The organism is Paenibacillus tarimensis (assembly GCF_021532315.1).
Lineage (GTDB): Bacteria > Bacillota > Bacilli > Paenibacillales > Paenibacillaceae > Paenibacillus_I > Paenibacillus_I tarimensis.
The window spans coordinates 45,779-72,743 of record NZ_JAKGAO010000003.1; the positions used below are offsets into that span (position 1 = coordinate 45,779).

Annotated in this window: 22 protein-coding genes and 1 other annotated feature; of the genes, 20 read left to right on the top strand and 2 right to left on the bottom strand. The window is 53.6% G+C overall.

Going from position 1 to position 26,965, the window contains the following annotated elements; genetic code table 11:
* Positions 1–57 precede the first annotated feature (57 nt).
* Positions 58–294, top strand: a binding site (T-box leader).
* A gap of 57 nt (positions 295–351) precedes the next feature.
* On the top strand, positions 352–2,790 hold the full coding sequence (leuS, locus tag L1N82_RS00230) for a leucine--tRNA ligase (protein WP_235285325.1): 2,439 nt from the start codon (positions 352–354) through the stop codon (positions 2,788–2,790).
* Positions 2,791–2,920: 130 nt separating this feature from the next.
* Here the strand turns inward: leuS and comER are convergent, their stop codons facing one another.
* Complete coding sequence (gene comER / locus L1N82_RS00235) at positions 2,921–3,748, bottom strand: late competence protein ComER (protein WP_235285326.1); 828 nt, start codon at positions 3,746–3,748, stop codon at positions 2,921–2,923.
* A gap of 164 nt (positions 3,749–3,912) precedes the next feature.
* Here comER and L1N82_RS00240 point away from each other — a divergent pair, with 164 nt between their 5' ends.
* From L1N82_RS00240 to holA, 7 genes are all read left to right on the top strand, one after another.
* Positions 3,913–4,560, top strand: a complete 648-nt coding sequence (locus tag L1N82_RS00240) for a ComEA family DNA-binding protein (RefSeq protein WP_235285327.1) — start codon at positions 3,913–3,915, stop codon at positions 4,558–4,560.
* 120 nt (positions 4,561–4,680) lie between these two features.
* Positions 4,681–5,973 (top strand): homocysteine synthase, encoded by a 1,293-nt coding sequence (locus L1N82_RS00245; protein ID WP_235285328.1) that lies wholly within the window; start codon positions 4,681–4,683, stop codon positions 5,971–5,973.
* Between the two features lie 198 nt (positions 5,974–6,171).
* A complete protein-coding gene (locus tag L1N82_RS00250) occupies positions 6,172–6,696 on the top strand; it encodes a deoxycytidylate deaminase (RefSeq protein ID WP_235285329.1) in 525 nt (174 codons plus the stop codon).
* Between the two features lie 150 nt (positions 6,697–6,846).
* Positions 6,847–9,441 carry a DNA internalization-related competence protein ComEC/Rec2 gene (locus L1N82_RS00255; protein WP_235285330.1) on the top strand — a complete coding sequence of 865 codons (2,595 nt, stop codon included), beginning with the start codon at positions 6,847–6,849 and terminating at the stop codon, positions 9,439–9,441.
* Between the two features lie 274 nt (positions 9,442–9,715).
* Positions 9,716–10,264 (top strand): RNA polymerase sigma factor, encoded by a 549-nt coding sequence (locus L1N82_RS00260; protein ID WP_235285331.1) that lies wholly within the window; start codon positions 9,716–9,718, stop codon positions 10,262–10,264.
* A complete protein-coding gene (locus tag L1N82_RS00265; RefSeq protein ID WP_235285332.1) occupies positions 10,261–11,598 on the top strand; it encodes a zf-HC2 domain-containing protein in 1,338 nt (445 codons plus the stop codon). The genes L1N82_RS00260 and L1N82_RS00265 overlap by 4 nt, the downstream gene beginning before the upstream one ends.
* A gap of 233 nt (positions 11,599–11,831) precedes the next feature.
* A complete protein-coding gene (gene holA / locus L1N82_RS00270) occupies positions 11,832–12,857 on the top strand; it encodes a DNA polymerase III subunit delta (protein ID WP_328284403.1) in 1,026 nt (341 codons plus the stop codon).
* Positions 12,858–12,979: 122 nt separating this feature from the next.
* On the opposite strand, the gene rpsT is transcribed toward holA, so the two are convergent.
* Complete coding sequence (rpsT, locus tag L1N82_RS00275; protein ID WP_235285333.1) at positions 12,980–13,252, bottom strand: 30S ribosomal protein S20; 273 nt, start codon at positions 13,250–13,252, stop codon at positions 12,980–12,982.
* 216 nt (positions 13,253–13,468) lie between these two features.
* On the opposite strand from rpsT, the gene gpr reads away from it, so the two are divergent.
* From gpr to L1N82_RS00335, 12 genes are all read left to right on the top strand, one after another.
* Positions 13,469–14,473 (top strand): GPR endopeptidase, encoded by a 1,005-nt coding sequence (gpr, locus tag L1N82_RS00280; protein ID WP_235285334.1) that lies wholly within the window; start codon positions 13,469–13,471, stop codon positions 14,471–14,473.
* A gap of 170 nt (positions 14,474–14,643) precedes the next feature.
* Positions 14,644–15,918 (top strand): stage II sporulation protein P, encoded by a 1,275-nt coding sequence (spoIIP, locus tag L1N82_RS00285; RefSeq protein ID WP_235285335.1) that lies wholly within the window; start codon positions 14,644–14,646, stop codon positions 15,916–15,918.
* Between the two features lie 31 nt (positions 15,919–15,949).
* Positions 15,950–16,360, top strand: a complete 411-nt coding sequence (locus tag L1N82_RS00290) for a hypothetical protein (RefSeq protein ID WP_235285336.1) — start codon at positions 15,950–15,952, stop codon at positions 16,358–16,360.
* A gap of 107 nt (positions 16,361–16,467) precedes the next feature.
* Positions 16,468–18,282, top strand: a complete 1,815-nt coding sequence (gene lepA / locus L1N82_RS00295; protein WP_235285337.1) for a translation elongation factor 4 — start codon at positions 16,468–16,470, stop codon at positions 18,280–18,282.
* A 102-nt stretch (positions 18,283–18,384) separates the two neighbouring features.
* Complete coding sequence (gene hemW, locus L1N82_RS00300; RefSeq protein WP_235285338.1) at positions 18,385–19,551, top strand: radical SAM family heme chaperone HemW; 1,167 nt, start codon at positions 18,385–18,387, stop codon at positions 19,549–19,551.
* A 79-nt stretch (positions 19,552–19,630) separates the two neighbouring features.
* Positions 19,631–20,092: an N-acetyltransferase gene (locus tag L1N82_RS00305; RefSeq protein WP_235285339.1), complete on the top strand. Its 462-nt coding sequence runs from the start codon at positions 19,631–19,633 to the stop codon at positions 20,090–20,092.
* A 196-nt stretch (positions 20,093–20,288) separates the two neighbouring features.
* Entirely contained in the window at positions 20,289–21,587 is a 1,299-nt protein-coding gene (locus L1N82_RS23355) for a Calx-beta domain-containing protein (protein ID WP_235285340.1), read from the top strand.
* Between the two features lie 217 nt (positions 21,588–21,804).
* Positions 21,805–22,830, top strand: a complete 1,026-nt coding sequence (hrcA, locus tag L1N82_RS00315) for a heat-inducible transcriptional repressor HrcA (protein WP_235285341.1) — start codon at positions 21,805–21,807, stop codon at positions 22,828–22,830.
* A 54-nt stretch (positions 22,831–22,884) separates the two neighbouring features.
* Positions 22,885–23,478 (top strand): nucleotide exchange factor GrpE, encoded by a 594-nt coding sequence (gene grpE, locus L1N82_RS00320; protein WP_235285342.1) that lies wholly within the window; start codon positions 22,885–22,887, stop codon positions 23,476–23,478.
* Positions 23,479–23,574: 96 nt separating this feature from the next.
* Positions 23,575–25,419 carry a molecular chaperone DnaK gene (gene dnaK, locus L1N82_RS00325; RefSeq protein ID WP_235285343.1) on the top strand — a complete coding sequence of 615 codons (1,845 nt, stop codon included), beginning with the start codon at positions 23,575–23,577 and terminating at the stop codon, positions 25,417–25,419.
* 155 nt (positions 25,420–25,574) lie between these two features.
* Entirely contained in the window at positions 25,575–26,714 is a 1,140-nt protein-coding gene (gene dnaJ / locus L1N82_RS00330; RefSeq protein ID WP_235285344.1) for a molecular chaperone DnaJ, read from the top strand.
* An 87-nt stretch (positions 26,715–26,801) separates the two neighbouring features.
* Positions 26,802–26,951: a YfhD family protein gene (locus tag L1N82_RS00335; RefSeq protein ID WP_235285345.1), complete on the top strand. Its 150-nt coding sequence runs from the start codon at positions 26,802–26,804 to the stop codon at positions 26,949–26,951.
* Positions 26,952–26,965: the final 14 nt, after the last annotated feature.

Here is a 26,965-nt window from a genome sequence, read left to right on the forward strand (position 1 = left end):
GATGCTTGACAGCAGGGTTCGCCTTTTTTTATAATCGAACTAACATTTTTTATCTATAATTCAGCTGAGAGAAGGAGTAGTACTTTCGGTCATCCGGATCAGAGAGTCGGCGGCAGGTGCGAGCCGAACCGGTAGCGAGACGAACTCGCCTTTGAGCTGCATCGGTGAACTGCCGTTAACCTGGCAGACAGCCGTGCCGTTAGTCCGCGATAAGGACGAACGAGTGAGCAGGGGCAAAGCATGCATCTGCTAACTAGGGTGGTACCACGGGAAAATCAACCTCTCGTCCCTAGCGGTTTACGCTATGGATGAGAGGTTTTTTTGCTGATAATAAGGGGGCAAATGATTCCAATGAGTGAGAATCAGAGGCAAGGCTACAATCCGTTAGTAATAGAACCAAAGTGGCAGCAGTACTGGGATAAAAACAAGACATTCGCTACAACCGAGGATCCGGCGAAGCCGAAATTTTATGCACTGGACATGTTTCCGTATCCTTCAGGAGCAGGGCTGCATGTCGGCCACCCGGAAGGCTATACGGCGACCGATATCGTATCGCGTTATAAGCGGATGCGCGGCTATAATGTACTGCATCCGATGGGATGGGATGCGTTCGGTCTTCCCGCCGAGCAGCATGCGCTCAACACAGGCGAGCATCCTCGTGATTTTACCGTCTTCAATATCAACAACTTCCGCCGCCAGATTAAGTCGCTGGGCTTCTCCTATGATTGGGATCGCGAGATCAGCACGACAGATCCGGAATATTATAAATGGACGCAGTGGATCTTCATCCAGCTGTACAAGAAGGGCCTTGCCTATGTGGCAGAGGTGCCGGTTAACTGGTGTGAAGCGCTGGGTACGGTGCTGGCGAATGAGGAGGTCATTGACGGCAAGAGCGAGCGCGGAGGCCACCCTGTTGTGCGCCGTCCGATGCGCCAATGGGTACTGAAGATCACCGATTATGCCGAGCGGCTGCTGGAGGATCTGGAGGAGCTTGACTGGTCGGAGAGCATCAAGGATATGCAGCGCAACTGGATCGGCAAGTCGAAGGGCGCCGAAGTTACATTTGCCATTGAAGGGCATGACAAGGACAGCCTCGTCGTCTTCACGACAAGACCGGATACGCTGTTCGGTGCGACCTACTGCGTGCTGGCTCCTGAGCATGAGCTTGTTGCCCGCATCACAACTGAACAGCAGCGCGCTGCTGTCGAGGCTTACCAGGAAACCGCTGCCCGCAAGAGTGATCTGGAGCGGACGGATCTGGCGAAGGACAAGACCGGCGTATTTACCGGCGCTTACGCTATCAATCCGGTCAGCGGGGCGAAGGTTCCAGTGTGGATCGCCGATTATGTGCTTGCAGGCTATGGCACCGGCGCTATTATGGCGGTTCCGGGACATGACCAGCGCGACTGGGAATTCGCGAAGCAGTTCGACCTGCCGATTGTGGAGGTTGTTGAAGGCGGCGATCTGACGAAAGAAGCCTATGCCGGCGACGGCCCTCATGTGAACTCGGACTTCCTGAACGGCCTGACGAATGAAGCGGCTATCGCGAAGGCGATTGAATGGCTCGAGATGGAAGGCAAGGGCAAGGGCAAAGTTACGTACCGCCTGCGTGATTGGCTGTTCAGCCGTCAGCGTTACTGGGGTGAGCCGATTCCGATCCTGCATCTGGAAGACGGCACAATGAAGCCGGTTCCGGAATCCGAGCTGCCGCTCCTGCTGCCTGAGGTAGATGAATTCAAGCCATCCGGCACGGGCGAGTCCCCGCTTGCCAATGCAGAAGACTGGGTGAACACGGTTGATCCCGAAACAGGCATGAAGGCACGCCGGGAGACGAATACAATGCCTCAGTGGGCGGGAAGCTGCTGGTATTACCTGCGGTTCATTGATCCGCACAATGATAAGGAAATCTGTTCACCGGAGAAGCAGAAGCAGTGGCTCCCGGTTGACCTGTACATCGGCGGAGCAGAGCATGCCGTGCTTCACCTGCTCTATGCCCGTTTCTGGCATAAGGTGCTGTATGATCTCGGTGTGGTTGCTACGAAGGAGCCGTTCCATAAGCTTGTTAATCAGGGCATGATTCTCGGAACGAACAACGAGAAGATGAGTAAATCCCGGGGCAATGTCATCAATCCCGATGACATCGTCAATGAGTACGGCGCTGATACGCTGCGTATGTATGAGATGTTCATGGGTCCTCTTGAAGCGACCAAGCCTTGGAACACGAACGGCGTGGAAGGCTCTTACCGCTTCTTGAGCCGTGTATGGCGGCTGTACATTGGAGAAGACGGTGAGCTGAACAGCAGAATCACGGACGGGGAGGGCAGTGAGTCGTTCAAGCGGACCTGGCACCGGACGATTAAGAAGGTAACGGAAGATTATGAGCATCTGCGCTTTAACACCGCAATCAGCCAGATGATGATCTTCGTGAACGAAGCATATAAGGCGGATGAGCTGCCTCGCAAGGCGCTGGAAGACTTCCTGCAGCTGCTGTCACCGGTTGCTCCGCATATTACGGAAGAGCTCTGGGAGAAGCTGGGGCACACGGAGACGATAACCTATGCGGCTTGGCCGACCTTCGAGGAGAAGTGGACGGTGGACCAGGAGGTTGAGATCGTGGTGCAGGTCAACGGTAAAATCATGGACCGTATCGCCATCGCTGCTGATACGGAGGAAGCGGAGATGGAGCGCATTGCCAAGGAAAGCGCGAAGGTGCAGGAGGCAACAGCCGGCAAGACCATCCGCAAAGTTATAACCGTAAAAGGCAAGCTGGTTAATATCGTAGCGAATTAACATAACGACCAGGCAGAATCGCGCAGACGCGCTTTAAGGCTCCGGCTCGAAGCGGGCTGTGGGCGGCTGGGATGCCTATAGTGCGGACGCCTCCCGAACACAGCTGCTCCGGCCAGAGCGAGGGCGCAGTCTACCTGATGACGGTAAAGGATTGGTCAACCTTCTCCAGATCTTCTCTAAATTTTGCATGAGTGGTCTTGATAAGCCGCTGAAAGACGCCATCCAGCTCGTTGCTTAGCATTGTGAGAGCCTTGGCGGTAATCCCGCCGGGAACGGAGACCCGGTTCTGCAAAGTTTCAGGCGTCATTCCGCCTTCAGTCAGGAGCTGGCCGGTTCCTAGCAGCATATTGCTTGCCAGGCGCACCGCTTCATCACGGTCAATACCGGTTTCCTCCACGGCGGCATCGACGAACTGCTGCAGAAGAAAAGCCATGAACGCAGGACCACAGCTGGAGAGATCCGACACAATACGAGTATATTTCTCGTCAATCCGGATCGGTTCACTGATGTGGGAGAGAAGGCCTTCAAGCATTTGCCGTTCCTCCATCAGCACGCGTGCACTGTACATGCACAGTGAAGCGCCGCTAAGCGACAAATTCGTAATACTTGGAATGACCTTTGCTACCTTGCAGGGCAGCCATTCCTCCAGATGGGCCAGAAGCACTGGACTCGTGATCGAAATGATCATTTGTTCCGGCTGCACGCTGGCCCTTATTTCGTCTATGACGCTCTTGAATTCCAGCGGCTTGATGCAGAGGAAAATAAGGTTGCTTCCCGCGATTGCTTCGACGTTGTCAGGATAAGCCCGCATGCCGGGGTGCCGCACGGCAATCTGTTCGGCTTTGGCGAAGGTACGGTTGCTGATGGTAATTTGTGATGGCTCCAAGGCGCCTGAGCGGACGAACGAGTCGATCAGGATGCTGCCCATGCTGCCGGTTCCAATGAAGCTTACTTTCATTAGGATCTCTCCCTTTCATAAAGGGTAGTATGGTGCTCTAACTACACTATGAGCTGCGGTTCGTCCAGCATTCCGGCTTTTTTTTGTCACAGGAGCGTAATTGATAAGTTTGTATGTAAGTTTCTGTAAATTAAAATTAGGATAGAAGGAGAGTGTGCAGATTGATGAAACGGTTATCGTCTGGCGGGCTGCTGCTTGTGGCCGGTATGGCCCTGACAGGTGGTGTTCTGTTGTGGAATGCGCTCTTCGCGGGGGATGACAGCGGTCTGCCGCCCTGGGAGCCGGCAAATGTACGGTTAGAGGCATCTCTGCAGGCCATGAACGGGGGGAGCGGGGAGGCGTCCGTAAACGGCAGCGGCGGCGTAACGAGCAGCGGGACAAGCGGAGGGGTGTCAGGTGCCGTCCGCGGGGCAGGGGAAGAAAATTCTTCGCAGAATAAGCCTGCAGCTGCCGAATCCAGCGGGGGAACAGGTGCCGGTACAGCAGACAGTGAGAGCGGCATATCCAAGCAGGCAGACGGGGAAAGCGGAAATACGGGCACTGCTGTCGTAGCGGATGCAGCAGAGGGTAATGCTGCGAAAACTGCTGGTGCTCCGGAAGCCGCAGTTGAGGATGACAGACTGAATCTGAACCGTGCGACTGCCGAACAGCTTCAGGAGCTGCCTGGAATCGGGCCCTCCAAAGCGAAGGCTATTGTAGAGGACAGGCAGCAAAACGGATTATACCGCTCTGTGGATGATATAACCCGTGTGAAGGGAATCGGTCCCAAGATGCTTGCCAAGCTGAGGGAGCTGGTTACAGCCGTTCCCTAACCGAGACTTGAAAAAGGGGTAAGACCTGACAACGAATGACATTATTGTTGTGGTCCTGTATGTCTTATGCGAGAATAATAGATGATAGCGTTAACAAGGAACAACAAAGGAGAGGTTGATATGAAGGAACAACGTAAACCAAGCTTGGACACGCTGGCCGTCCACGGCGGGCAGGAGATCGACCCGACAACGATGTCCCGTGCCGTGCCGATCTATCAGACTACTTCATACGGCTTCAAGGATACGGACCATGCTGCCGATCTGTTCGCACTCAAGGAATTCGGAAACATCTATACGCGTCTGATGAATCCTACAACGGATGTATTTGAGAAGCGGGTAGCGGAGCTTGAAGGAGCGCCTGCTGCACTCGCGGTTGCTTCCGGGCAAGCGGCGATTACATATGCTATTCTGAACATCGCCGGGGCAGGAGATGAGGTGGTTTCGGCTGCCAGCCTGTATGGCGGAACTTACAATCTGTTCTCCATGACACTGCCTAAGCTTGGCGTCAAGGTGAATTTCGTTGATCCGTCGAATCCGGACAACTTCAGGGCGGCAATTACAGAGAAAACGAAAGCGCTCTATGCCGAGACGGTCGGCAATCCGAAGGGGGATGTGCTTGATATCGCCGCTGTGGCAGCAATCGCTCATGAGCATGGCATCCCGCTGATTGTGGACAACACCTTTCCAAGTCCTTATCTATGTCGTCCGATTGAGCATGGAGCAGATGTCGTGGTCCACTCGGCAACCAAATTCATTGGCGGTCACGGCACGTCGATTGGCGGCGTCATCGTGGACGGGGGCAGATTTGATTGGAAAGCAAGCGGTAAATTCGAGGGACTTACGACACCTGATCCAAGTTATCACGGGGTTGTCTACACGGATGCGGTTGGACCGATTGCCTATATTATTAAAGCGCGTGTTCAGCTGCTGCGTGATATGGGAGCCGCACTGTCGCCGTTTAACTCTTTCATGCTGCTCCAAGGTCTTGAAACCCTTCATTTACGGATGGAACGGCACAGCAGCAATGCCCTTCAGGTGGCCCGGTATCTGGAGAACCACGAAGCGGTGGAGTGGGTGAATTATGCGGGACTCGAAAGCCATCCGTCCTACAAGCTGGCCCAGAAGTACATGCCGACCGGACAGGGCGCAATTTTGACCTTCGGCATCAAAGGCGGTCTTGAAGCGGGTAAGAAGCTGATTCATTCGGTTAAGCTGTTCTCTCATCTGGCCAACGTTGGCGATTCGAAGTCTCTGATTATTCATCCGGCCAGCACAACACACCAGCAGCTGGGTGAAGACGAGCAGGTTGCTGCAGGTGTATCGCCTGGTATGATTCGTCTGTCGATCGGCACTGAAGGCATCGCGGACATTCTGCATGACCTCGAGCAGGCGATCCAGGCCAGCCAGGCATAACGCTGCAGGATAAGCGGAGACTTCCGTTAACGATGGTATTGTCCCGTCATAGACTTGAAGCCTTGTGCATTCCGTTTGCGATTCGGGTATAATGGCTGCATAACGGATCAGGCGGGGCGGAGGATTCTCCAGCCAACTGTCTGAAGTCTGGCCGCGAAGGCGGAGCAGGGCCGGTTTTAATGGAAAGGAAGAAACGGGATGTCAAGCACAACCAATGTCCGCAAGGATTGGGACACTTATTTTATGGATATTGCTTATATGGTTTCAACTCGGTCAAGATGCACCAGACGCCATGTCGGTGCTGTTTTGGTTCAGGGCAAGAAGCTGCTGGGGACAGCCTACAACGGGGCGCCGTCCGGTGTGCCGGATTGCTCAGAGGCAGGCTGTATGATTGCGGAGCAGTATGAGCTAGCCGTTGTGGACGGCGTTGAGCAGATGGTTAAGAAGGAACGGTGCATCCGGACGATCCACGCCGAACAGAATCTGCTGCTGTTCACAGACCGGATTGACCGGGAGGGCTCTACGGTGTATGTGACAGACCAGCCCTGCTGGACCTGCGCCAACATGCTGGCGAACAGCGGAGTGCAGGAAATTATATACCACCGCGCTTATCCGAAGGATAGCGATAAGGTGAACTGGCTGATGGAGCAGAAGGGCTTAGCCTTCCGTCACATGACCGGCTATGTGCCGCCGGATCAGACAGCAGGGATAACTGCGCCATAAGCTGGCAGGACTGTCCCTTTCTTTAATCAGCTGCAAATTGAATAGAGCAGGTTTTATAAGTTGAGGAAGAACCTCCTTGTATGCATACAAGGGGGTTCTTTTTTTGTTTTTTAAGGGCCAAAATCTCAGATAGAGAGAGGGGTTATAATAGTGCCGGAGCTAAATCGAAGGCCGATTATCTGGTTTACCGTCTGCTATGTCGGCGGCAGCTCGGCAGCCGCCGCTTTAGACATGCGCGGCCTGCTGCTTGCGGGAGCTGCGCTTCTGCTGTGGCTGCTGGCGCTGCTGGCCGTCGGCAGGCTGTCGCGTCCGCTGGCGGCGGCATGCCTCGCCGCCTTCGCGCTGGCTGCGGGCGAGCGCCTATGGGCCGACGCCCGCAATGTAACGGGCCTCGGCCTCTGGACAGAGGCGGCCGAGGCCGGAGCCCCACCGGAAGCAGCGGTGGAGGCAACGATTGTATCCGCGGTCCGGATTGACGGTGACCGCGTTTCCTTCCGCGCGGCGGTCCATTCCGCCCGCGTCCGAGGTGAGGCTCCGCTCGGACTCCGCGAGCGGATGCAGGTAACGGTCCGGCTGAGCGAGGAGCCGGACCTTGCGGTCGCCGCCCGCTGGAAGCGCGGCGACCGCGTCAGCTTGGCCGGCCGGCTGGAACGGCCGGCGCAGGCCAGCAATATCGGCGGATTCGATTACCGCCGATATCTGTACAGCCAGCGGATCCACTGGCTGTTACAGGTGAAGGGGGCGGCCGGTGTGAGGATAACCGGCCGCGAACAACTCTCCACGGCAGCGCTGATGGCTCATGTGGATACAGCAAGGGAGTGGCTGGGCAGCCGGATGGATCGTCTGTTTCCGGATGAACAGTCGGGGTATATGAAGGGGCTGGTCCTCGGCATAAGGGATGACCTTGACCCCGAGCGCTTCCGTCAATTCGCCGAGCTAGGGCTGACCCATATTCTGGCTATATCAGGCCTCCATGTGGCGGTATTCCTCGGCGGTCTTGGCTGGGTGCTGCGCCGGCTGAGGGTGACACGGGAACTGATGTACTCGGTGCTCATAGCAGCCGTACCTTTATATGTTGTTATGGCGGGAGCGGAGCCGTCTGTGATGAGGGCAGGTATCATGGCCGTCATCGGGCTTGCGGCAGCCAAATATCATCTGTTGAAGGACGGGCTGCATGTGCTGGCAGCAGCTGCCCTGCTTATGCTGGCCTGGAATCCGTATTATTTGACAGAAATCAGCTTCCAGCTGTCCTTTACGGTGACCGCAGGTCTCATACTGGGTGTGCCGCGGGTTCGTTCCCTGATGCCGAAAGGCGGCAGATTTGGACCTTTGATGGATCTGGCGGCGGTGTCCCTGGTTGCTCAGGCGGTCAGCTTTCCGCTGTCGATTTACTATTTCAATCAGTTCCATCTTCTTTCGCTTCCGGCAAATATGCTGCTTGTACCTTTTATCAGTATGCTGGTGCTTCCGCTAGGCTCTGCTGCAATGCTGCTCTCGCTTATCTGGTTTCCGGCGGGTAAAGCGGCAGCCTGGCTGGCGGAGTGGGCCAATTACGCGACCTATGCGCTTGGCGGCTTGCTGGAGAAGGGCAGGTTGTTGCGGTTAATATGGCCAACGCCGCCGGTTTGGTGGATAGCCCTGTGGTACGCCGCCCTTATACTGCTATTTAACCTGCTGGCACGGCAGGGCGGCAGATATCCGCCAGGACCGGGCGCTTTTTATGGTCGCGGACCGACCCTGATACCTGTTCTGCTCCTAGTCTGTTTAGCCGTGTATGGCTATACACCGGACCGTTTTCAGCAGGCTGCTATAGTTTCTTTCCTGGATGTGGGGCAAGGCGATGCCGTGCTGGTCCGGACTCCTGCAGGCAGGCATTATCTTATAGACGGAGGAGGAACGGTAAGCTTCCGTAGGCCGGGCGAGGAATGGCGGAAGCGACATGACCCTTATGAGGTAGGCAAAGACACGGTAGTTCCGTTATTGATGAAGCGGGGCGTCCATACGCTCGATGCGGTGATCGTATCGCATCTGGATACCGACCATATTGGAGGCCTTCAGGCGGTGCTGGATACAATCCCGGTCCGAATGCTCATCTGGAATGGCACGGTCAAGGAATCACCGGATGCAAGCAAGCTGCTCGAGACGGCTGTCCGCAGAAATATTCCTGTGGCGGCTGCCCACCGTCTGCTGCCCGGTTACCAGACTGATGATGACAGCAGTATTCGTTTCCTCTGGCCTGACAGGCACGTGTGGAATGAGCTGGCTGGGGATAGCTCAGCTATAGACACGAAGCTCTTGTTGCTGCCTGAGGCCCCGGATCAAAATGAGCTCAGCGTAAGTCTCCTCTGGAAGCTGTATGACCGGACGTTTCTGTTTGCAGGCGATTCAGGAAGTGTGAGCGAGGAGGCTATTATAGCAGCCGAGCGGCGGGATTCAGCCGGGCCCAACCTCTTGACTGCCGGTGAATCAAAGGTGAATTCTGTCGATGTCATGAAGCTGTCCCATCACGGCAGCAAGCACTCGAACTCGGCCGCATGGCTGGCATACTGGCAGCCTGGTGAGGCGGTTGTATCAGTTGGCCGGAACAACTTCTACGGGCATCCCCACCCGAATGTAATAGAGCGGGTAACGGATGCGGGTGCTGCGCTCCGCAGAACGGACAAACAGGGCGAAATTCAATACAAGATTACAAGAGGCAGTATCGAAATCAGAACAGCCTTGAAAGGGGCTTCGGGCGGCTCTTGATTTGACAGGCATATCAAAATATTCTTCTTCCTACCAGTCCAGTGTCCATATACGCTGGGCTTTTTTTCTGTTATGCTGAGAGGTGGACGGTCGCCAAGCAGCTGTCCGTTTTATTTGGCTTTTCAGGAATTGCAGCCTGTTTACGCTTTTCTAAATCGGGCTTTAAGAGCCACAGCCATTTTATTCCTAAAATTTTTATAAAATCATATGACTGTTACCGCAACCTTTTGCCTGGTGTTTCCGTCTGAGAGGTTGCAAGAGAGGGGGATCCTTCGTGGTGGAGCCTGGTCTCATCAGAGCCGCTCAATTAGGCGATCGCGACGCCTTAATTACCCTGCTGCGCGAGATTGAAACACATGTCTACCGGACGGCCTATTACATTCTGGGCAATGAACAGGACGCGATGGACGCTGCGCAAGAAGCGCTCATCCGCATTTATACGAAAATAAATTCCTACGAAGAAAAGGCTTTGTTCAAGACATGGGTTCAGCGTATCGTGACCAATATCTGCATCGATAAGTTCCGGCGGAGTAAGCCGACGGTTTCCATCGAGGAGCATGAACTGGTTTTCCGGGAAAAGCAGGATGTCGAAGAGGAGGTTCTCTCGACATATGCGGCCAAAGATGTACGTGAGGCAATTGACAAGCTGCCTGAGCACCACCGGGCTGTCGTTGTTCTCCGTTACTTGCAGGACTTTTCTTACAATGAGATAGCAGACTCACTTGATCTGCCGCTTAATACTGTTAAGTCGTATTTATTCCGGGCAAGGCAGCAGCTGCAGGGCTTACTGCAAGATTATCAGAAAGGTGGTGTCCGAGGATGACTTGTCAAGAGGTGATGGAATTGATGCAGCGACAGCTCGATGAAGATCTGGATGAGCGCGAAACAGCCGACTTGACGGAACATATCAGGCATTGCCCCGAATGCGAAGCCATGATGGAGCGCTTAAACCGATTGTCAGGTGAACTAGCAAATCTGCCAAAAGTGCAGCCTAAATATAGCTTGGTCGATACGATTCTTCCGCAGCTCGAACAGATCGACCAAATGCGTGAGGAGAACATGCTTCTGAGTCAAGCATCCGATGATCTGGAGATCGAGCAGGCGGCAGCCTTGGCCTCGTCCACTTCCGGGCGCTCACGTGTTGAACGCCGGTCATCAAGCTGGTTCGAACGCCGTTCGATCCGCTGGTTAAGCGGTGTAACAGCTGCGGGCCTGGTCATTGGTTTATTCCTGTTCACTTATGAACCGCAGCGGTTCGGCCAGGGCACGCAGAGCTTCGTGCTCGAGTCACGGACCGGCGGCTCAGATAGCGGAGCAGGTGATGAGGCTGCAGATTTTGTTGAACCTTATTCGATGCAGGATCAGATGGGCGGTGCTGACGCAGGCAGCACTGCAGACAATCAAGCGGACTCCGGGAACGAGACTTCAAGCGATGCTCGCGAGGAACGTTCCGCATTGCAAAGCGGTGCAGACGAGGACCACAGCTCTCCGGCCTCTCCCGCAGAAAGCGGTGAATCCAGCGAAGGCTCTCGTCCTGCTGCCCGGCAAGATATAGGAGGTAACAGCGGCTCTGTGGTGAAGAGGCCTCCTGCTGCAGAATCGAACAGCTCACCGGGGAATGCCGCTGACAGAGACCCTTCCGGCAGGGCCAAACAACCCGCAGCGGTTTCGCCGCCAAGCAGCAGCGACCAGCCGGGTACTGACAGCGGTGAGAATGAGAGTGCCTCGGCGCTTAATAACGGAAGCAGCGCAGAAGCAAACGGAAGCAGTACGTCCGCTGACAATGGTAACATGGCAGAGGACAACACAGTAGAGGAGGAAGGAATTTACTCTGCTGCCGTTCCTGAAAATGATGAAAATACAGGCAGCTACGGAAACATGGGGATTGCCGCTGAATCCTCCTCGAGCGCAGAGCCTGAACAGGAGCGGGTTTCGCCAAACGCTGTTTACCGGGCGGCAGTAACTGACCGCAAGCTGATTATTGTGGAGGAAACGGCCGGCGGCACCGTGTTTGAGGGCCGTACGAAGAACGGCGAAATTTCGATTACCGGCTGGACAGCGGACAGTACTTCGGTTGAATACGAGGTGCTGACGAAGGACGGAACGGTTGAGCGTTACCGGGTTGACATCAACCTCGGTACTGAAACGAAAATTTGATTATGCAGCACAGATGTAATGACGCACACTTTCAGCGGTTTCGACGTATGATAGTGCATAGAGATTAGCCGAAAGGGCCTTGATCTTCGTTATGACCATCCGCGGTAAACCGGGTACCATGGACCCGGATCGCTGATGTTTATATAGATTATCAAGGACAGAGGGATGAAGCCGCTTGCGGCATCATCCCTTTGTTGCGCATAATGTGTTAGGATGCAGGGGGGAAAGGAGCAATGAATATGAATCCCAGTACTGCTGCCAAGGAAATCAACAGCGGACAGTTTCGCCCGGTATATGTGCTGTTTGGCAAGGACAGGTATCGGATGCAGGAGTTCGTTACCTATTTGACGGACAAGCTGCTGGATAAGGAAGAACGCGAGCTGGGTGTTGTGAAGTTTGATACCGCAGAGACGCTGGTGGACGAGATTGTGCTCGAAGCGGAGACGATGCCATTTTTCGTTGCCCGCAAGCTTGTTTTAGTCCGTGACCAGACGGTATTTGCCGCTGGTGGCAAGGAAGGGAAGCTGCAACATGATATCGACCGTCTGCTGGAGTACTTGAAGCACCCTACAGAGTCGTCTGTTATTGTGTTCTTGGTACATAGCGACAAGCTTGATGAACGCCGTAAAATCGTCAAGCTGCTCAAGGAAAGGGACAACGTAATTGCCTTCCAGGAGCTGGACGGAGCGGAGCTCATCCGCTGGATTACCCGGCGTGCTTCCAGCCAGGGAAGAACCATATCGGAGGCAGCTGCCGAGCGGTTAATTCTTAGAGTGGGGACGGGCCTGCAGGCGCTTGCACAGGAGACGGATAAGTTGTGCCTGCACGCGGGTACCGGAGGCACCGTCCGTGAGGAGGATATTGAGCTGCTTACGGCTCCTTCGCTTGAAGAGGATGTGTTTGCCCTGATCGATGCCATGTCAGGTTCACGCGTTGACCGGGCACTGCAGCTGTACAGGCAGCTGCTGGTCCGTAAGGAGGAGCCGATCAAGATCACAGCTCTCGTTGTTCGGCAGTTTCGTATGATGCTGCAGATTAAGGAGCTTGAAGGCCGCAGTTACTCGCATCAGCAAATGGCTTCAATAATAGGACAGCACCCCTACGCGGTTAAGCTGGCAGCGGAGAAAGCGCGCACCTGGAAGGCAGAGCGGCTGGGCCGGCATCTGGCAGCGCTGGCTGACCTGGATTACCGCATGAAGACGGGGCAAGTGGACAAAGAGCTGGGGCTAGAACTGTTCCTGTTGTCGCTGGGAGCCTGATTTTTTATATAACGAAAGAAGGCCGCTGCTCGTCATCTAATGAGCAGAGGCCTTCCTGTTTTTAAACAAAAAAATAGAGGGTTTCCCCTCTATTGTTGCTGTGCATCTATTCTCGTCTTCGACTAAGCTTGCGCAGAAAGAGCGTTCAGCTTTTTCGCCAGGCGGGATTTTTTGCGGGCAGCGGCATTTTTGTGGATCAGACCCTTGGTTACAGCCTTATCAAGCTTCTTGGAAGCCGTGACAAGAGCCGCTTTTGCAGCTTCAGCATCCGTGCCTGCGATTGCTACGTCAGCATTCTTAACAGCTGTGCGAAGTGCGGATTTTTGGGATGCGTTAAGCGCGCGGCGCTTCTCGCTTGTTTTAACGCGTTTGATCGCGGATTTAATGTTTGGCATGTGGTTCACCTCCCGTAATACGGAAATACCCAGTCTCAATCAGTCCTTACCGGCGGTTGTCCAGCGTATGTACGTACCCCCGATAAAGGATAGACCTCGAGACAACAACTTGAAATATTCTATCATGCACGGTGTTAAAAAGCAATAGCTGATGTATAAAACGGAACGCGGGACACATACTAACAAAAAATAGCTTGATTGGGGGAACGATACGCTATGCAGGAACTGGACTTGGGAGCCTATAACATCCGTACTGACCTGGCGTTGGAAGCCAAGGAGCTTGCCGAGTCAGGCAGTGGTCAGCCTGTACCCGGGTTGTTGTCGGAGGTCGTCCAAGAAGAGGGGATTACGATCACGAGAATGATTGTTGAGAACGAAGCCGCTTCGAATGCAATCGGGAAAATGATCGGACACTACGTGACCCTGGAGGTGCCGGGGCTGCGCGGACAGGATACCGGGCTGCAGGATCATGTCGCAACAAGCTTCGCCAGAGAGTTTGAGGCCTTCATGAGCCGGATTGGCGTTTCGGAGCAGGCAAAGACATTAATCGTCGGTCTCGGGAACTGGAATGTGACACCCGATGCGCTCGGTCCACTGGTCGTTGAGAATACCATGGTCACCCGGCACTATTTTGAACTAATGCCGGATCAGGTAGCGCCGGGCTACCGGCCGGTCAGCGCTGTCGCGCCTGGGGTGCTGGGGATTACCGGAATCGAATCCAGCGAAATTGTACAGGGCATAATTGAGCGGACGAAGCCGGAGCTTATTATAGCGATTGATGCGCTTGCTTCCAAGGCGGTAGAGCGCGTCAACACAACCATCCAGATCGCGGACACAGGCATCCATCCGGGTTCGGGGATTGGTAATAAGAGACGCGGGCTGACCAAGGAGATACTCGGAGTACCGGTCATAGCTATTGGCGTACCTACAGTTGTATATGCTTCGACCATTGTTAATAACTGCATTAAGCTGATGTCCGAGCATTTTGGCAGACAGACGGGCAATACCGGTCCGATACTCGGCATGCTCCCTAGCCTTCCCGAGCAGGAACGGCTGCAGCTGGTTAAGGAGGTTCTGCAGCCTGTCGGACACGACCTGCTCGTAACCCCCAAGGAAGTAGACCAGTTCATTGAGGATATCGCCAACATCATTGCTAGCGGCTTGAATGCAGCACTGCATGAAGCGGTGGATAAGTCGAATGTCGCTGCCTATACACATTAAGCGGGTTCGTAAGCTGAACTGCACGAATCATAACCGTCTGACCCATGCCGGGTCGGACGGTTTTTGATGTGCTCACGGCCTGTCCTCTCGTAAATGGTTCTATGAATCTGTACTATCTCATAGGTTGATAGTAGATCACTAAGCAACCCGAACGAGGAGGACAATAACGAATGAAACGTGTAACCGTTCAGTGGCATGCACCACGGAGCAGCGAATCAATCCGCAGGCTGCTCGTTAAAGGCCGCACCTTCGCGGCGCTGTCTCTTTGTTCCATGATGCTGATTGTTGCGGCCGGGCTGGCAGGAATGCTCCATAAGTCGTCTGCGGACTCGCCGATTTCATCGATGAAGGGCTTCGCGGCCGCCGTATCCAGCGCGCTCTTCTCGGATATGATGAGTATGGAGCTTCCGGCCTATGAATCTTCCGGAACGGCTGCAGAGATCAGCGGCAAGCAAGCCGCTTCATTCCTGGTCAGACTGCTTACCGATATTAATCCGTCTGATCCAAAAAGCATGATTGCCGGGGAGCTGCCGGGCCTCAAGGACGATAATGCTTTTCTGCTCCGTGGCGGTACGGGAGTGGACGTCGCCATAGGTCCGGAGGATAACAGGCCGCTCCCGGCAGAAGGGGATGTGGAGTCTGGAGCCGAGCAGCCACATGAAGATGGACATGTCCCGAGCAGCGGTAATTCAGAGCCGCGTGAGAGCGGTGAAAGCCATCCGGAGGAAGATCTGGCAGAGAACGCGCAGCCCGAGGAGCCGGCCAGACAGACGACAGGCGGACGTAAGGTTGTATTCATCTATCATTCGCACAGCCGTGAATCCTGGCTTCCTGAACTCAAGGAAGGCGCGAAGGACCCAAGCTCTGCTACCAAAAATATTACACTCGTCGGCAAGCGGCTGGCCAAGATGCTGGAGCGGCGGGGAGTAGGCGCAGAGCATTCGGCTACCGATTATCCGACCGCCATAGACGGCTACAGATGGGAGCTGTCCTATAAGTATTCCGGAAAGACGGTAACAGATGCGATGGCTGCGAATGAGGATTTATCCTTCTTCTTCGACATTCACCGTGATTCTCAGCCGCGCAGCCTGACGACTGCAACCATTAACGGCAAATCTTATGCCCAGGTGTACTTCATCATCGGGCATCGTAACCCAAGGTGGAAAGAGAATGAGGCCTTTGCAACGAAAATACACAATGCGCTGGAGAAGGCCTATCCCGGTATTTCGCGTGGTATCTGGGGCAAATCCGCTGCTACCGGCAACGGAGAATATAACCAGTCCCTGTCGACCGAAAGTGTAATTATCGAGATTGGCGGGATAGAGAATACACTGCAGGAATCCTACCGCACCGCTGATGCGCTCGCTAAGGTCATAACGGATATCTATTGGGAGCATGAGAAGGTTGGCGGCAAGAAGGGCTCGTCAAAGCCGGTTGCATCGTAAATCATACCATTTTTAAAGAGGAGTGAAAGATATGAAGCGGAAACCCTTCCAATGGGCACTGGCAGGCGCACTGCTGGTTATAATTCTGCTCTATGGGCTCGAAATGTCAGCGGACGGAATCAGCAGAATTTATGGCCCGCTTGATCATGCTATCGAGCAGCAAGGGGCGGAGGCACAGCTATATAAGGACCAGCCGCCGATAGAGCACGCGCCGCCGGAGAATGACCCGGCTGCAGAGCTGCCCGGACTGTCCGGCGGGACGGCAGCCGGGTTAACCGGACCGCTGCCGGATCCCGCTGGGCAGGGACTTTCGGGCTATTCACCGCCTTCTGGTGAAGCTTCCGTAAATAAAGCAGCGGAAGGAGCGGCCGGATTCCTGCAGGGCTTGTCCAGCGGGGGAATCCGATTGGTGGTTTCACTTTTTGACGCCATTACAGGTTAAAACTTCCGGCTGGATCGGCACGAAAATCATCCTCCGATTGCTGCCCCCGCCTTCTACTGTTATAATGGTAAGAATGGTTAGCATTAAAGAGGTGTGGGGGATTCACTATGACTGACGTCCGCAAACGACAAACAAAAATTCGTAACTTTTCTATAATCGCGCACATCGACCATGGCAAGTCGACGCTCGCGGACCGGATTCTGGAATACACCGGTGCGCTTACATCCCGTGAAATGCAGGAACAGGTACTCGACCAGATGGATCTGGAGAGAGAGCGCGGCATTACAATCAAGCTGCAGGCTGTACGTCTGTCCTACAGGGCGGATGACGGCGAGGAATATATATTGAACCTGATTGACACACCGGGCCATGTCGACTTTACGTATGAGGTATCCCGGAGCCTTGCTGCCTGTGAGGGCGCACTGCTCGTCGTCGATGCTGCCCAGGGAATCGAGGCGCAGACACTTGCCAACGTTTATCTGGCACTGGATAACAATCTGGAAATCCTGCCTGTCATCAACAAGATTGATCTGCCAAGCGCTGAACCAGAACGCGTAAAGCAGGAAGTTGAGGATGTTATCGGGCTTGATGCAAGCGATGCCGTCCTGGCTTCGGCGAAAGCGGGAATTGGCATCAAGGAAATTTTGGAGCAGGTTGTGCAGAAGGTGCCGGCTCCAACAGGTGACCCGGACGAGCCGCTTAAGGCGCTTATTTTTGACTCTCATTACGACCCGTACAAAGGGGTTATCGTTTATGTGCGCGTAGTGGACGGCAGCATCAAAGCCGGAACGAAAATTCGTTTTATGGCAACCGGCGCTGAGTTCGAAGTGATTGAAGTCGGTGCCTTCAAGCCGCGCATGGCGATCGTGGACGAGCTTGCGATCGGCGATGTAGGCTTCGTGGTGGCAGGAATCAAGAATGTTAAGGATACGCGCGTCGGTGATACGATCACGGAAGCGAAGCGCCCGGCGCCGGAACCGCTTCCCGGTTACCGCAAGATTAATCCGATGGTATTCTGCGGTCTGTACCCGATTGAAACGCAGGATTACAATGATCTGCGCGAGGCGCTCGAGAAGCTGGAACTGAACGACGCTTCCCTGCGTTATGAACCAGAGACGTCTTCAGCCCTTGGATTCGGATTCCGCTGCGGATTCCTTGGCCTGCTTCACATGGATGTTATCCAGGAGCGGATTGAGCGCGAGTTCAATATTCCGCTTATTACAACCGCACCGAGCGTTGTGTACCGGGTTATGCTGACAAACGGCGAAGAGCTGCAAATTGATAATCCGTCTAACTATCCGGAGGTTGGCAAGATCGATTACGTAGAGGAGCCGTATGTTAAGGCTTCGATCATCGTGCCTAACGACTATGTCGGCGCAATTATGGAGCTCTGTCAGGGCAAGCGTGGCGAGTTCATTAATATGGAATACCTGGATACGAACCGGGTGACGCTGACCTACGATATTCCGCTCTCGGAGATCGTATATGACTTCTTCGATCAGCTGAAATCGAATACGAAGGGATACGCTTCCTTCGATTATGAGCTGTCGGGCTACCGCAAATCGAACCTGGTGAAGATGGACATCCTGCTCAACAACGAACAGGTGGACGCCCTCTCGGTTATCGTACACCGTGACCGTGCTTACCAGCGGGGCCGGGTTGTGTGCGAGAAAATGAAGGACCTGATTCCGCGCCAGATGTTCGAGGTGCCGATTCAGGCATCTATCGGCACGAAGGTTATTGCGCGTGAAACCGTTAAGGCAATGCGCAAGAACGTCCTCGCCAAGTGTTACGGCGGTGACATCAGCCGTAAGCGCAAGCTGCTGGAGAAGCAGAAGGAAGGCAAGAAACGCATGAAGCAGGTAGGCAGCGTAGAAGTGCCGCAGGAAGCATTCATGGCTGTCTTGAAGATCGACGAATAAGAGAAGCAGAATAGGTTATATATATTGTTGCTGTCCCGGACGCTTGAAGTCCGGGACTCCTGCGTTTGCGGGACGAATAGGCTTAGAGGAGGTTACTGCTGCATGCTTCATACAACACCAGCAGCGTTATATATACACATCCCCTTCTGTACGAACAAATGTCACTATTGTGACTTTAACTCCTTTGTACTGAAGGGACAGCCGGTTGACGAATATCTTGAGGCGCTGGAGCGCGAGATGGAGCGGACGGTACAAGCTCTTCCTCCAAACGAAATTAAGACGGTTTTTGTCGGCGGTGGAACACCAACCGTATTGACACCCCCGCAGATGGAACGGTTTCTCTCAGGCGTGGCGCGTTATTTTCCGCTTGCAGAATCGGTTGAGTTCTCGATGGAGGCGAACCCCGGCACAACCGACTTGGACAAGCTTCAGGTAATGAGGGCGGGCGGTGTCAACCGGATCAGCTTTGGTGTGCAGTCATTCGATAACGTACTTCTCGAGCGGATCGGCCGGATTCACGACATAGATGACGTTTACCGGAGCATAGAACTTGCACGCCAGGCGGGCTTCCATAACCTGTCCATCGACCTGATGTTCGGTCTGCCTGGCCAGACGATGGAACAGATGGATGACAGCGTGTCCCGTGCACTGGCACTGGATCTGCCGCATTACTCGCTGTATGGGCTCAAGGTAGAGGAGAATACGCTGTTTCATGCCCTCTATGAGCGTAATGAGCTTCCGCTGCCTTCCGAGGAGCAGGAGTTGGGTATGTACAAGCTCATTATGGAGCGTTTAAGGGGATCAGGCCGCAGGCAGTACGAAATTAGCAACTTCGCGCTGCCCGGCTTTGAGAGTCGTCACAATATCACCTATTGGCGCAATGAGCCATACTATGGTCTTGGCGCAGGGGCACATGGGTATGCGCATGGTATCCGGCATATCAATATTAAGGGTGTCCAGCCGTATATTGACGCGACACGCGCAAGGCTGCCGCGTCTCGGAGAGGAAGCCGTACCGGAGCATGAGGCAATGGAGGATTTCATGATGGTCGGCTTGCGGATGCTCGAAGGAGTCCGTGATCAGGATTTCGCCGCGCAGTTCGGCGGGCGGACAATCGAGTCAGTGTTTGGTGAGGTGTTGAAGCCGCTTATTAAGAACGGTTTGCTGGAGCATTCGGCCGATGCCGGAAGCTATCGGTTGAGCGAACAGGGGATTCCACTCGGTAATGAAGTATTCGGCGCATTTATCGCATCTCTTCCTGTGAAATAATCCTTGAGTGTTTATTCTCTCTGTTGTATATTTATTCATGTTATGTTACGCGGGCAGTTGAATGCCAGGGGGGAACATCATGGAAGCGGTATGCAGAAGAGCGACAAGAGAAGATGTGAATACGTTGTATGTATTAATAGAAGGCTATGCCAAGAAGGGCATTATGCTGCCCCGGTCGAAGGAGGCGCTCATCCGCCAAATCGACACCTTTGTCGTAGCTGAGGTGAAGCAGGAAATAGTAGGCTGTGGCTCACTGTGCCGTTTGGGTTCGGAGTTGGTTGAGATCCGCTCGCTTGGCATCTCCGACGGTTACAAGGGTTTAGGTATCGGAAGCAAGCTGGTGGACCGTTTGATCGAGGAAGCGAAATCACAGCGCATACCGAAGGTGATGGCCTTAACCTACGAAGCCAGGTTCTTTCAGAAGAACGGCTTCGAGATCGTAGATAAAGAGATATTCCCGGAGAAGGTATGGACAGATTGTGTCAATTGTCCCAAGCAGGAGTGCTGCGATGAAATTGCCGTACTCAAAATATTGAACTAAAAAACTAATCTGTTCAAAATTATGATACAAAAGCTGCCCTGCTGCATGGCCATAAACAGGCCTGCGGTAGGGTGGCTTTTTGCTGTTGGTGGAGCAAACGGCCGGCGTTTTAAATTTTTTCTAAAATGGGGGGGGTTTATATATTTTATGGTAGTATAGATACGAAATGTATCATAGATAAGGTGGAGGTATTGCCGTGAGAAAAGCAGCAGCCATTATTTTAACAGCCGTCTTCATGTTTGTGTTAATGTTTCCCGCAAGGAGCGAAGCAGCAGCGCCATCGTACAGTTACTTCAAGAACCCACACTTTTACGATTATGACTCGGAGCCACTCCATAATAAGACTTTAAATTATTATGGCGCCTATGAGAATCAAGGTTACATAAGGCTTCAGCTGCAAGATCATACAGCATCCCGGACCTACAAAGTCATGCCTTACAATAGTCCCGGGTTTGCTGTATGCGACGAGACCCGGGAGGTGTCGGTTGAGTCTGCGGAAGGACTAATAACGCCTAATAACGAGGAAAGATACATTGATCTGCCGATCAAGGATGACTATCGTTCCGAATGTACGGAGATCCTGGGAATCTGGATTGGCTGGCCAGGGAAGGAAATTGATACGTACAGGGAGCCCGATGCATTACTTTATGTATTCGATGATGACCGCCCCGTTGTCACGTTTACGAGTACTTCTAACAAACATAATCCGATATACAGTGTAGTGGAAGATGGCAGAGATTATAAATCTCCCAGTGCCAAGACGACGTGGCGGCAAGGCCTTGCAGTTATCGGTGATCTGAGGCAGCCGGTATCTGCTGAATTGAAGGTGTGCCCCGAATGCGCTGAACGGGGAGCCGATTTTATAGCTGTCGAACAGATGAGCTACGAACCGGATGTTTACTATGTTTTTGATCCGGCTGCAAGTTATGAGTATTACGCGAATCCTTTTCAAGGGCACGAGGGCGCATATTTTAAGTCTATTGAATCGCTTGTAAAACCCATCGATGACAGCGAAGTGGAGATGAAGGCGGAGAGAGTGAAGCTGAAAATTCACAGCCTTTCATCAAACGCGAAGCTTGGACCCCATAAGAATGCCACCGTTCAAATTATAGATAATGACCGTCCGAGCTTTTATTTTTCTAAACAGAAGGTCTATCTGGATTCCTATAGCTTCACTGCAGAGATCGCTGTAGCACGTAACAAGGCCGATGATGAAGCGAAGGTGTTCTTGGCAACCGTTGAGAAGCCTGAACGCTTTAAGGGTACCGACAGGGACGCGACCCCAGGCGAGGATTATGAGCCGCTTGGACAGTGGGTGACATTTGCCCCCGGCGAGACGGTTAAGAAGGTTACACTGAATATCATCGACGACAACTGGGACACATGGGAAGAATATAATGAGTACATCTTCCTTGAGCTCCAGCAGCCTAGCAGAGGGTACCAGATCATGAATGAGATGGAGGTCGTGCTCGAGGGTCTGCTGGATGCAGGATAATTAGACGGTGCACTTGCCAAACAGCTTGCATGTTTAAGTCTGCAACAGGTTCTCAAAATACCGAACTCACTTGACAATCGTCAAGGCGGTTTGGTATTTTTGTATTATTGGTTAGCACTCACTGCTAACGAGTGCTAACGACGAGTTGGATGGACGCATTATGCAGCAGATATTCAAGCATTACCCCATACAAGTAATCGGGCAGGAGGGATTCGCGGTGTTGACGGAAAGACAACGAATGATACTGAATGCTATCGTGGACGACTATATTCGTTCGGCTGAGCCCGTCGGATCACGGAGCATATCGAAACGGGGAGGCGTAGGCTTCAGTCCTGCGACTATCCGCAACGAGATGGCCGACCTCGAAGAGCTCGGTTTTTTGGAGCAGCCGCATACTTCTGCAGGCCGCATCCCGTCGACTAAGGGGTATCGATATTATGTCGATCACTTGGTTAAGCTGGAAGAGGTTAACGAAGGCGATCTTCAACGGGTTCGTTCCTTCTTCGCGAAGAAGATGAACCAGATGGAGCAGATTATTCAGCATGCCGCAATGATTTTGTCCAATATGACGAATTATACCTCGATTGTGCTTGGGCCTGAGACATTCGACAATTCCTTAAAGGCATTTCAGCTTGTTCCGCTCAACGATTCTTCTGCGGTGGCTATTATCGTGACGAATACCGGCCATGTTGAGAACCGGACGATATCGATTCCGCCTGACTTTGATATGTCGGAGCTGGAGAAGGTCGTCAACATCCTGAATACCAAGCTAGCAGGGGTGCCGCTCCACCGGCTGCAGTCCAAGCTCTTCACAGAAGTGGGCGAAGAGCTCGGCCGCTATGTCGATCATTGTGAGATGATCATGGATTCCCTGGGCAAGGCGCTCTCCTCCGAGAGTGAGCATCGCGTGTTCCTCAGCGGCGCTTCCAATATGCTGACTCAGCCGGAATTTAAGGATGTTGACAAGGTCAAGACTATTATGGACTGGCTGGATGAGACACCGGTTCTGATGAAGGCATTCACATCGCTGCCCTCAGGTATACAGGTGCGGATCGGGAGCGAGAACGATCATGATGCTATACACACCTGCAGCCTGATTACAGCGAGTTATTCCATTGATGGCAAATCACTGGGGACAATTGGACTGCTGGGTCCAACGCGGATGGACTACGGAAAAGTTATCAGCCTGATGGATGTATTGTCTAAGGATATGGCGGTTCTGCTTGGCAGATGGTATAAATAAGAGGGCTTTTCCTTATACGGGGTGAGCCCTGCATTTTAAGGAGGTGAATGATACGTGGCAGAGCAAGAGAAGGTAAACACGGCTACTGAACAGGATGAAACCTTGAACCAGGCGGAAGAAACACAAGATACTGCCGGGGTCAACCAAGATATAGACAGCAGGGAAGAAGCCGAAGAGACTGTGGAAGCTACACAGACGACCGACCGGGAGAAGGAGCTTGAGCAGCTTGTGGAGGAGCATCAACAGCGGCTGCTTCGCACCCAGGCGGACTATGATAACTTCCGCAGACGGACTCAGAAGGAAAAGGAAGAGCTGGCACAGTATGCTTCGATGAAGCTGGTTGGGCAGCTGCTGCCGGTTATGGACAATTTCGAACGGGCAATCGGAGCCTCCAAGGAAAGCGGCGACTTTGATGCCCTATCGAAAGGTGTGGACATGATCTTCCGCCAGATGGCGCAGCTGCTTGAGCAGGAAGGTCTTCGTCCGATGGAATCCGTGGGTCAGCCATTCAACCCTGAGTTCCATCAAGCGGTGATGACGGTCGAATCGGATGAATATGAAGAGGGTACTGTTGTGGAGGAGCTTCAAAAGGGCTACATGCTCAAGGAAAAGGTTTTGCGCCCGGCTATGGTTAAGGTCAGCGGTTAATCCCTGAATCTGACCATTGTGAGCGATACTTACAGCATTTCTTTCAACATGAACCTTACTTAAGTTGAACTGACGATACAAGGAGGAAGCTGAATAATGAGTAAAGTTATCGGTATTGACCTTGGTACAACTAACTCCTGCGTGGCCGTTATGGAAGGCGGAGAGGCAGTTGTCATTCCGAATCCGGAAGGCAACCGCACCACGCCATCGGTCGTAGGTTTCAAGAAGGACGGAGAACGTATTGTTGGCGAGACAGCCAAGCGCCAGGCAATCACCAATCCGGACCGCACGATCATTTCGATCAAGCGCCATATGGGAACGAGCCATAAGGAAACAATCGACGGCAAAGAGTACACGCCGCAGGAAATTTCCGCTATCATTCTGCAGAAGCTGAAGTCCGATGCTGAAGCATATCTCGGTCAGCCTGTTACACAGGCAGTCATCACAGTTCCGGCCTATTTTAACGACAGCCAGCGTCAAGCGACGAAGGATGCGGGCAAGATCGCAGGCCTGGAAGTGCTGCGTATCGTCAACGAGCCGACAGCAGCAGCGCTTGCTTATGGTCTTGAGAAGTCCGAGGATCAAACCATTCTTGTGTATGACCTTGGCGGCGGTACATTCGACGTATCGATTCTGGAGCTTGGCGACGGCTTCTTCGAAGTAAAAGCAACGAGCGGTGACAACCGTCTCGGCGGTGACGATTTTGACCAAGTCATTATTGATCATCTGGTCTCCGAGTTCAAGAAGGAGCAGGGCGTAGACCTGTCCAAGGACAAGGGTGCTGTACAGCGCTTGAAGGATGCAGCTGAGAAGGCGAAGAAGGAACTGTCCGGCGTGCTGACGACAACGATTTCTCTGCCGTTCATTACGATGGTTGACGGTGTTCCTCAGCACTTGGAGATGAACCTCACCCGTGCTAAATTCGAAGAGCTCTCGGCAAGTCTGGTAGAGCGCACGATGGGTCCAACCCGTCAAGCGCTAAGCGATTCCGGTTTGTCTACAAGCGATATTGATAAGGTAGTTCTTGTCGGCGGCTCTACACGGATTCCGGCTGTACAGGAAGCTGTTAAGAAGCTGATCGGCAAAGATCCGCATAAGGGCGTTAACCCGGATGAAGTAGTTGCGCTTGGCGCAGCTGTCCAAGCGGGCGTACTGACCGGTGATGTGAAGGACGTTGTTCTGCTTGACGTTACTCCGCTGTCGCTCGGTATCGAAACAGCCGGCGGCGTGTTTACGAAGATGATCGACCGGAATACCACGATTCCGACAAGCAAATCTCAAGTGTTCTCCACCTATGCGGATAACCAGTCGAGCGTAGAAATTCACGTCCTGCAGGGCGAGCGCTCGATGGCCCGTGATAACAAGTCGCTGGGACGCTTCATGCTGGGTGATATCCCGCCGGCGCCGCGCGGTGTACCACAAATCGAAGTTACCTTCGATCTGGACGCTAACGGTATCGTGAATGTATCCGCACTTGATAAGGGAACTGGCAAGTCCCAGAAGATTACGATCACATCTTCCAGCGGTCTGAGCGATGAAGAGATCGAGAAGATGATGAAGGATGCCGAGCTGAATGCAGAGGAAGACCGCAAGCGCCGTGAGCTTGTTGAAGCGAAGAATGGCGCGGACCAGCTCGTCTATACCGTCGAGAAGACTATTAAGGACCTTGGCGATAAGGTAGACGCAGGTGAAATCCAGAAGGCGGAAGAAGCGAAGGAGAAAGTTAAGAAGGCGCTTGAAACCGACAATCTGGAAGAAATCAATGCGGCAACGGAAGAGCTTACTCAAATCGTTCAGCAGCTGTCGGTTAAGCTGTATGAGCAGGCATCGGCTGACCAGCAGGCTAACGGCGGCGCTGAAGCAGGCGGAGAAGCGAAGGGCAAGGACAACGTAGTAGACGCAGACTACGAAGTCGTGGACGACAACAAGAAATCGGAATAACCTGCTAGCGGCCGCAGCTATGGCATGCGGTTGTGATGGAGGATGGCATATCGGCCGGTATATGAAACGGTGGCGCCCTTCTTGAAGGAGGGCGAGCCGTTTTGTGCTTGTGTCAGGACTAAGCTGTCGGCCAGCAATATTGCGGGGGTGAATACGTGGCGGAGAAACGGGATTATTATGAAGTGCTGGGGCTTGGTAAGGATGCTTCTACCGACGATATCAAGAAGTCGTACCGCAAGCTTGCCCGGCAGTATCATCCGGACGTGAACAAGGCGCCGGATGCGGAAGCAAAATTCAAGGAAGTCAAGGAAGCTTACGACGTATTAAGCGATGACCAGAAGCGGGCCACATATGACCGTTATGGTCATGTGGATCCGAACCAAGGCTTTGGCGGCGGTGCGGGCGGAGCTGACTTCGGCGGGTTTGGCGATATATTCGACATGTTCTTCGGCGGCGGCGGGGGACGACGTGACCCGAACGCGCCACAGCGGGGTAACGACCTGCAGTATACAATGACGATCGAGTTCAAGGAAGCGGTATTCGGGAAGGAAACCGAGATAACCATTCCGCGGACAGAGACCTGTGATACCTGTCATGGCTCTGGCGCCAAGCCCAGGACGAAGCCGGAAACCTGTACGGTCTGCCGTGGAGCAGGGCAGCAGGAGGTTGTCCAGAACACGCCATTCGGGCGGATCGTTAACCGCAGACCCTGCTCCAATTGCGGAGGCTCCGGCCGTGTGATCAAGGATAAGTGCACAACCTGCGGCGGAGCGGGCAAGGTGAAGAAGCAGCGCAAGCTGAGTGTGCGGATTCCGGCCGGTGTAGATGACGGTGCCCAGATCCGTTTATCGGGTGAAGGGGAAGCCGGCGCCCGCGGCGGTGCGCCGGGCGATCTGTACATTGTCATCCGGGTGAAGCCGCATTCCTTCTTTGAACGTGAGGGCGACGACATCTATTGCGAGGTGCCGCTGACATTTGCGCAGGCTGCTCTCGGCGATGAGATCGAAATTCCGACGCTGACTGAGAAGGTAAAGCTCAAAATACCGGCCGGTACGCAGACGGGCACCTATTTCCGTCTCAAGGGCAAGGGCGTGCCTCGGCTCCGCGGCTATGGCCAAGGAGACCAGCATGTCAAGGTAACCGTAGTTACACCAACGAATCTGTCAGAGGAGCAGAAGGAGCTGCTGCGCCAGCTGTCAGGCTCTATGGGAACGCCAAGCACATCGGGTTCTGCTCAGGAGGAGCATCACGAATCCATCTTTGAACGGATGAAGAAGGCATTTCGGGGTGAATAGACAGCTGTATATTTTGGTGTGCGCGGTGCATCCTATCTTCGTATGACGCGGCGGTTGATGCCGAAGTCACGCGAAGGAGGGACTTACATGACGGATAATAAGCCGGACAGCATGAACCGGAAGCTGCCTGTAGCCAAATTCGAGGATGTGGAATATTCGGAAGAGCTTGCTGACCAGAACGACCGCGAGGCCCGGGAACGGGCTGAAGCGGCGGACCGTCGGGCTGAGCGTTCTTAGGATCGGGGTATCAG

Excerpts from the sequence above, each read along its gene's own strand:
- L1N82_RS00290 (WP_235285336.1), top strand. The coding sequence starts at position 15,950 with ATGAAGCGGAAACCCTTCCAATGGGCACTGGCAGGCGCACTGCTGGTT.
- dnaK (WP_235285343.1), top strand. The coding sequence starts at position 23,575 with ATGAGTAAAGTTATCGGTATTGACCTTGGTACAACTAACTCCTGCGTG.
- hemW (WP_235285338.1), top strand. The coding sequence starts at position 18,385 with ATGCTTCATACAACACCAGCAGCGTTATATATACACATCCCCTTCTGT.
- L1N82_RS00245 (WP_235285328.1), top strand. The coding sequence starts at position 4,681 with ATGAAGGAACAACGTAAACCAAGCTTGGACACGCTGGCCGTCCACGGC.
- rpsT (WP_235285333.1), bottom strand. The coding sequence starts at position 13,252 with ATGCCAAACATTAAATCCGCGATCAAACGCGTTAAAACAAGCGAGAAG.
- L1N82_RS00250 (WP_235285329.1), top strand. The coding sequence starts at position 6,172 with ATGTCAAGCACAACCAATGTCCGCAAGGATTGGGACACTTATTTTATG.
- L1N82_RS00335 (WP_235285345.1), top strand. The coding sequence starts at position 26,802 with ATGACGGATAATAAGCCGGACAGCATGAACCGGAAGCTGCCTGTAGCC.
- holA (WP_328284403.1), top strand. The coding sequence starts at position 11,832 with ATGAATATGAATCCCAGTACTGCTGCCAAGGAAATCAACAGCGGACAG.
- lepA (WP_235285337.1), top strand. The coding sequence starts at position 16,468 with ATGACTGACGTCCGCAAACGACAAACAAAAATTCGTAACTTTTCTATA.
- L1N82_RS00265 (WP_235285332.1), top strand. The coding sequence starts at position 10,261 with ATGACTTGTCAAGAGGTGATGGAATTGATGCAGCGACAGCTCGATGAA.
- L1N82_RS00240 (WP_235285327.1), top strand. The coding sequence starts at position 3,913 with ATGAAACGGTTATCGTCTGGCGGGCTGCTGCTTGTGGCCGGTATGGCC.
- leuS (WP_235285325.1), top strand. The coding sequence starts at position 352 with ATGAGTGAGAATCAGAGGCAAGGCTACAATCCGTTAGTAATAGAACCA.
- comER (WP_235285326.1), bottom strand. The coding sequence starts at position 3,748 with ATGAAAGTAAGCTTCATTGGAACCGGCAGCATGGGCAGCATCCTGATC.
- L1N82_RS00305 (WP_235285339.1), top strand. The coding sequence starts at position 19,631 with ATGGAAGCGGTATGCAGAAGAGCGACAAGAGAAGATGTGAATACGTTG.
- gpr (WP_235285334.1), top strand. The coding sequence starts at position 13,469 with ATGCAGGAACTGGACTTGGGAGCCTATAACATCCGTACTGACCTGGCG.
- spoIIP (WP_235285335.1), top strand. The coding sequence starts at position 14,644 with ATGAAACGTGTAACCGTTCAGTGGCATGCACCACGGAGCAGCGAATCA.